The organism is Nocardia sp. NPDC060220, assembly GCF_042727815.1.
Taxonomy (GTDB): Bacteria; Actinomycetota; Actinomycetes; order Mycobacteriales; family Mycobacteriaceae; genus Nocardia.
This window is the reverse complement of record NZ_JBHWZY010000543.1, coordinates 1-4,801: the sequence shown is the minus strand read 5'-3', so window position 1 is coordinate 4,801 and position 4,801 is coordinate 1. Positions and strand designations below refer to the sequence as shown.

At 67.7% G+C, this 4,801-nt stretch carries 5 protein-coding genes; 2 read left to right on the top strand and 3 right to left on the bottom strand.

The window, feature by feature from the left end:
- Positions 1 to 2: 2 nt before the first annotated feature.
- The gene (locus ACFWF3_RS24645; RefSeq protein ID WP_379315537.1) at positions 3 to 926 is read right to left on the bottom strand and encodes a hypothetical protein; all 924 of its coding nucleotides are present in this window, start codon (positions 924 to 926) and stop codon (positions 3 to 5) included.
- A gap of 237 nt (positions 927 to 1,163) precedes the next feature.
- A complete protein-coding gene (locus ACFWF3_RS24640; protein ID WP_379315535.1) occupies positions 1,164 to 2,183 on the bottom strand; it encodes a hypothetical protein in 1,020 nt (339 codons plus the stop codon).
- A 58-nt stretch (positions 2,184 to 2,241) separates the two neighbouring features.
- On the opposite strand from ACFWF3_RS24640, the gene ACFWF3_RS24635 reads away from it, so the two are divergent.
- Together ACFWF3_RS24635 and ACFWF3_RS24630 are read left to right on the top strand one after the other, a co-directional pair.
- Positions 2,242 to 2,673: a MarR family winged helix-turn-helix transcriptional regulator gene (locus ACFWF3_RS24635; RefSeq protein ID WP_378987740.1), complete on the top strand. Its 432-nt coding sequence runs from the start codon at positions 2,242 to 2,244 to the stop codon at positions 2,671 to 2,673.
- Positions 2,674 to 2,792: 119 nt separating this feature from the next.
- Positions 2,793 to 4,064, top strand: a complete 1,272-nt coding sequence (locus tag ACFWF3_RS24630) for a glycosyltransferase 87 family protein (RefSeq protein WP_379315533.1) — start codon at positions 2,793 to 2,795, stop codon at positions 4,062 to 4,064.
- A gap of 22 nt (positions 4,065 to 4,086) precedes the next feature.
- Here the strand turns inward: ACFWF3_RS24630 and ACFWF3_RS24625 are convergent, their stop codons facing one another.
- The gene (locus tag ACFWF3_RS24625; RefSeq protein ID WP_379315531.1) at positions 4,087 to 4,644 is read right to left on the bottom strand and encodes an SRPBCC family protein; all 558 of its coding nucleotides are present in this window, start codon (positions 4,642 to 4,644) and stop codon (positions 4,087 to 4,089) included.
- Positions 4,645 to 4,801 lie beyond the last annotated feature (157 nt).

Here is a 4,801-nt window from a genome sequence, read left to right as displayed (position 1 = left end):
TCCTAAGGCTGTTCGGACAGGGCGGAGAGGGAGGCCGCGGCGCGTGGGTCGTCGTGGGCGGCGGCCTTCCACCATTGTTCGGCGGCGGCGCGTTCGCCTTGCTGGAGGAGCAGGGTGCCCAGGTCGTAGGCGGCGCCGCTGTGGCCTGCCTGTGCGGCTTGGGTCCAGAGGGCGCGGGCCGAGTCGTGTTCGCCGCGTTCGTGCATGGCGGTTCCCAGGTCGTGCAGGGCGCCGCCGACGCCCTGGCTGGTTCGTGGGTGCTCGGGCGGATCGGTCGGGCCGAGCGAGATTTTCGGTGCGGGATCCGATGATGCCGGTTCGGTGGAGGCGGCGGGGGGACTTGGTTCGACGGGGGGAGCCGAGGGGGCCGGGCCGAGCGGTGTCGTAGCCGGGTCGGCCGGATCGAGGGGTGGTTCGGGGCGTGCCGGTTCGGCTGGGCAAGTGCTGAGTTCGACGACCAGTTCGTTGAAATCGGGTGTGCCGGGACCGGTGCTGCACCACAGGGTCGAGGCCCCGTCGGGGAGCAGGTCGACAACCATGCCGTAGTTGCCGGTCCAGGATTGGTGTGTGCCCGATTCGGCCACCCAGACGGGTGTGAGGGTGAACAGCGCGTCGGGTGCGTCCGCGGTCACCGAGATGTCGATGCCGTCGGCGAGGGCTTCGTACCAGATGTCGACGCCCGCCAGCGATTTCCCGTTCAGATTCACGTGCCCGTCGTGGACGGAGAGACCGAGGCCGAGGCCCGACACGTCCTCGGGTGCCATCACCGACAGTGCGCGCAGATGCACCGCCGTCGTTCCGGCGGGCAGCGCCTCGGTGTACATCGGATAGACCGCCGCACCGCACCATTCGATCGGATCGGCGCCGTCGTAGCGCTGATCGAGGGGGAGTGGGTCGCCAGGGCGTTGCGCGTCGGGATCATTCATCGGTGGCACCCGCCCTTTCCGCTGTTACACCCCCTCGCGGCGCCAGGCTGTCCGCGGTTGCGCGCTACACCGTACTCGTGTCTACGTGGAGTCGTGGTCGATTCACGACAAGACGGCCGCTGAAAACGACAGTGCCCCGGCGACCCTGGTCGACCTGGTCCGCGACAGTGTGTCCGGATGTCGGGCAACGGGATTCGCCGGGGCCTGACCTGACTGATCAGGCGTGGAATCGACGGCTCAGACGGCCACCGATTCGCCGATCTCTTCCTCGACCGCGGCAGGTGCGACCGGCTGGGGTGCGTGGCGCGCCTCGTACCGACCGGCCACCACGACCAGCGCCACACCCACGACCAGCCAGGCGAACAACCCGAACAGGCGGGAGCCGAACCCGGCGCCACCGTCGAAGTAGAGCAGACTGCGCAGGCCTTCGACGAAGTCGGCGCCGTTCCAGAACGAGTGCAGCGCACCGAAGAACCCGTTCTGGAGTTCGGGCCCGTAGACGCCGCCGGAGGTGGTGAAGTTCAGCATCACGAACAGGGTGATCAGGGCGAGGGTGGTCCAGCGCTTCAAGAACGTGTGCAGGCCGATGCCGATCAGGATGATGCCCGAGGTGTAGACCCAGGCGATGGCGAACACGCTCGCGAGATCGGTGTCGATCACGCCGAACACCGGACCCGCCACCACGACGCCGATGAGGCTGACGATCAGCGCGGTCACCACACCGATCGCGGCGCGCGCCCGCATCCGCAGCAGCGCGCCCGCCGCGCCGATCACCGCGACGCTGCCGTACGCGCCCACGCTCAACGCGACCAGCAGGAAGAAGATGCCCTGCCCGGTCGGGTCACCGCCCGCCTTGGTCGTGACATCGGTGATCACCAGCGGCACGCCCTGGTGATCCGATACCGACCGGAAGGCCACTTCCGCGGCCATCGCGCTGGTGTCGGAGCTCGCGGTGGCGACCAGCAGTTCCGGCTTGGTGGCGTCGGGCACATAGGCGCCGACGAGCTCGCGATTGCGCAGTGCGTCGATGGCCGCGTCGCGATCGGGCAAGGTGACCATGTCGAGCCCGGCGCCGCCGTTGTCCTTCATCGTCTGTGCCAGCACCATCGTCTGCGGGGAATCGCCCACCACGGCGAGCGCGAGATTGTTCGGCTCGGGCTGATGGAACGCGCCGAGGTAGGCCAGAGCCATACCGAGGCACATCAGCAGCGGCGTCAGCAGATGTCCGGCGACGTGCCGGAACTGGGTGCGAGTCATCGGGGCAGATCTCCAAACAGTTGGTAAATGCAACTATGTATGGTTGTATGATACAACTATGAACGCGCGGAGCACAAGAACCCAGGCTGTCGACACCATCCAGCGGGAACTCACCGCTTTCGCTCGCCGTGCCCGCGGCCGCGCCGCCGAACTACACCCCGAGCTGAGCCTGGTCGCCTACAGCATTCTCGACCTGATCCTCGAACGCGACGGTTGCCTGGCCACCGACCTGGCCGAGCAGTTCCTGCTCGACAAATCGACCGTCAGCAGGCAGGTCGGCGCACTCGAGAAGCTCGGCTACCTCGAACGCGCGGTCGATCCCGGCAATCGGCGCAACCACGTCCTGCGCGCCACCCCCGAGGGCCGAGCCGTCGCCGGCGAGGCCGAACGCCGGCGCCGGGAGGCCTTCCAGGCGCGTTTCGCCGACTGGACAGACGACGATGTCGCGGCGATGGCCGGTTACCTGACCCGCTACAACCGCGGCGACTGACCAGGCCCGTCTTCAGCGCGTTCGGTTCGTGGGCGGGCATCCGCCTGGCTATTGCGCACGTCACCCCCGCCGATGGGCGGTGCCCCGGCAGCGCGTGCGAGTCGGTATAGTCGCCGCGGATGAGTAGTGACACCACCCACCCCGAGCAAGAGCGTTCCCCACGCCCGATCAATCGAGCATGGTGGCTGGTGCCGGTGTTGCTCACCATTGTGTCGGTGGTCTGTGTCAGGACGCCGATCTGGCCCTTCGAACGCTATTCCGGCGGGTTCATCGATCTTCAGGTCTACCGCCTCGGTATCGAGGCGATGCGCGACGGCGCCGATATGTACGGTCAGCTGCCCAAGACCTCGATCGGCATCGGTCTGCCCTTCATCTACCCGCCGTTCGCGGCCATCGCGCTCGCGCCGTTCGCGCTGCTGCCGTGGGGCACGGCGAAGATCCTCTACGTCGTGGTGTCGATCGCCGCCGTCGCCTGGACGCTGTATCTGGTGGCCCGCCGCTACCACCCCGACCGCAAGCAGGTCGCCCTGCTCGTCACCGCCTGCGCGGTCCCCCTGGCGATGCTGCTGGAACCGGTTCGCTCGACCATCGACTTCGGTCAGGTCAATCTCCTGCTGATGGTGCTGGTCGCCACCGATTGCCTGCTCCCGAAGACCCGCTACCCGCGCGGCATGCTGATCGGTCTGGCCGCCGCCATCAAACTCACGCCCGCCGCCTTCGTTCTCTACTTCTTGGTCCGCAAGGACTACAAGGCCGCCGCGACCGCAGCGGGCACCGGGGCGATCGCCACCATCGCGTCCTTCGCGTTCCTGCCCACCGAATCCACCCGCTACTGGTTCGGCGGCCTCGGCAACGTCTCGGGCCTGAGCGGCTCGGCCTTCCATACCAATCAGTCGATCCAGGCCGTCATGGCCCGCCTGCACATCACCGGTCTGCCGTTCGACGCGCTGTGGCTCGTGCTGGGCACCCTGCTGCTGGTCCTGGTCGTCGCCGCGATGCGCAAGGCCGCCGACGCCCCCGCAATCGCGCTGTCGCTCAACGCGGTCTTCACGCTGCTGCTGTCGCCGATCTCGTGGTCGCACCACTGGGTCTGGATCGCGCCCGCGTTGCTGGCGATGGTCTGTCACGCCCGTACCCTGCCGGTCAGCAGCGCTCGCGGCTGGTACGCCACGACTGTCGTCGTCGCCGCGGTCTTCGTGATCGCGCCGCACAGTTTCCTGCCCGACGGCGAACACCGTGAGACCTCATGGACGTGGGATCAGCACATCATCGGCGACACGTATGTGTGGCTGGCGGTCGGGCTGGTTGTTTTGTTCCTCGTCACCGGACGTCGGCCGGCGCAGCCTGCGCAGGAGCCCGCGGCGGTCGAGGAACACGTGCGCGTCGCCTGAACATCCGGTGAACCCGGCGGTTTCAGCCCAGGTGGTTGACGACGGCTACCGGGGGCCGGGCAGTGATTCCGTCAGGGTCTGCGATGTCGGCCAGTTGCCGAAGGCTCGAGTCCAACCCGCGCTGAAGGGCGTGACCGAGTACGACCGCGTCGGCGTCTCGTAACACCTGGCCGTGCAGGCCGGTGCGAAGAGTGGCGCGCGAGAGGTCGCGCAGGTGCTCGAGTTCGACGGCGAAGGTGACCGCGATACCGGTCACCGCGCCGCACGTCATCGTCCAGCTGCGGTTCGGGCAGTATTCGGTGACGACCAGATGCACGTCGTGGAGCATGTCGAACATCTGGACCTGAGCGGCGAGTTCGAGATCGGCACCGACTCGATCCGGCGCCGGGCCGGTCCAGGAGTGGAGTTCGGACATCCACGCGGCGATAGTGTGCGGTTCGGACAGTAGGTCCCACAGCGCATCCGGGGCGACGGGCAGGGCGATGGCACCGCTGACGTGCACCTGGTCCACGCCGTCGCCGGGCGCGCCGTCAGGCGTGATCAGCTGACCGGTCTGCCTGCGATGACTCCGCTGGGCCATGATCCCCCACTTCATCGGGACCCGGCGTGCGGTGGTCGCACGTCGACCGGTCCCGAACGGCGTGCGACAGACGATAGCCGACCCACTCGAAATGTCCATTCGGACAGTGGATTTCGCCGGCGAGACTATATCCGCACCGCTGTCTCTTATACACATC

Bases quoted from the DNA above. Each gene is read 5' to 3' on its own strand.
- ACFWF3_RS24645 (WP_379315537.1), bottom strand. From the start codon at position 926: ATGAATGATCCCGACGCGCAACGCCCTGGCGACCCACTCCCCCTCGAT.
- ACFWF3_RS24630 (WP_379315533.1), top strand. From the start codon at position 2,793: ATGAGTAGTGACACCACCCACCCCGAGCAAGAGCGTTCCCCACGCCCG.
- ACFWF3_RS24625 (WP_379315531.1), bottom strand. From the start codon at position 4,644: ATGGCCCAGCGGAGTCATCGCAGGCAGACCGGTCAGCTGATCACGCCT.
- ACFWF3_RS24635 (WP_378987740.1), top strand. From the start codon at position 2,242: ATGAACGCGCGGAGCACAAGAACCCAGGCTGTCGACACCATCCAGCGG.
- ACFWF3_RS24640 (WP_379315535.1), bottom strand. From the start codon at position 2,183: ATGACTCGCACCCAGTTCCGGCACGTCGCCGGACATCTGCTGACGCCG.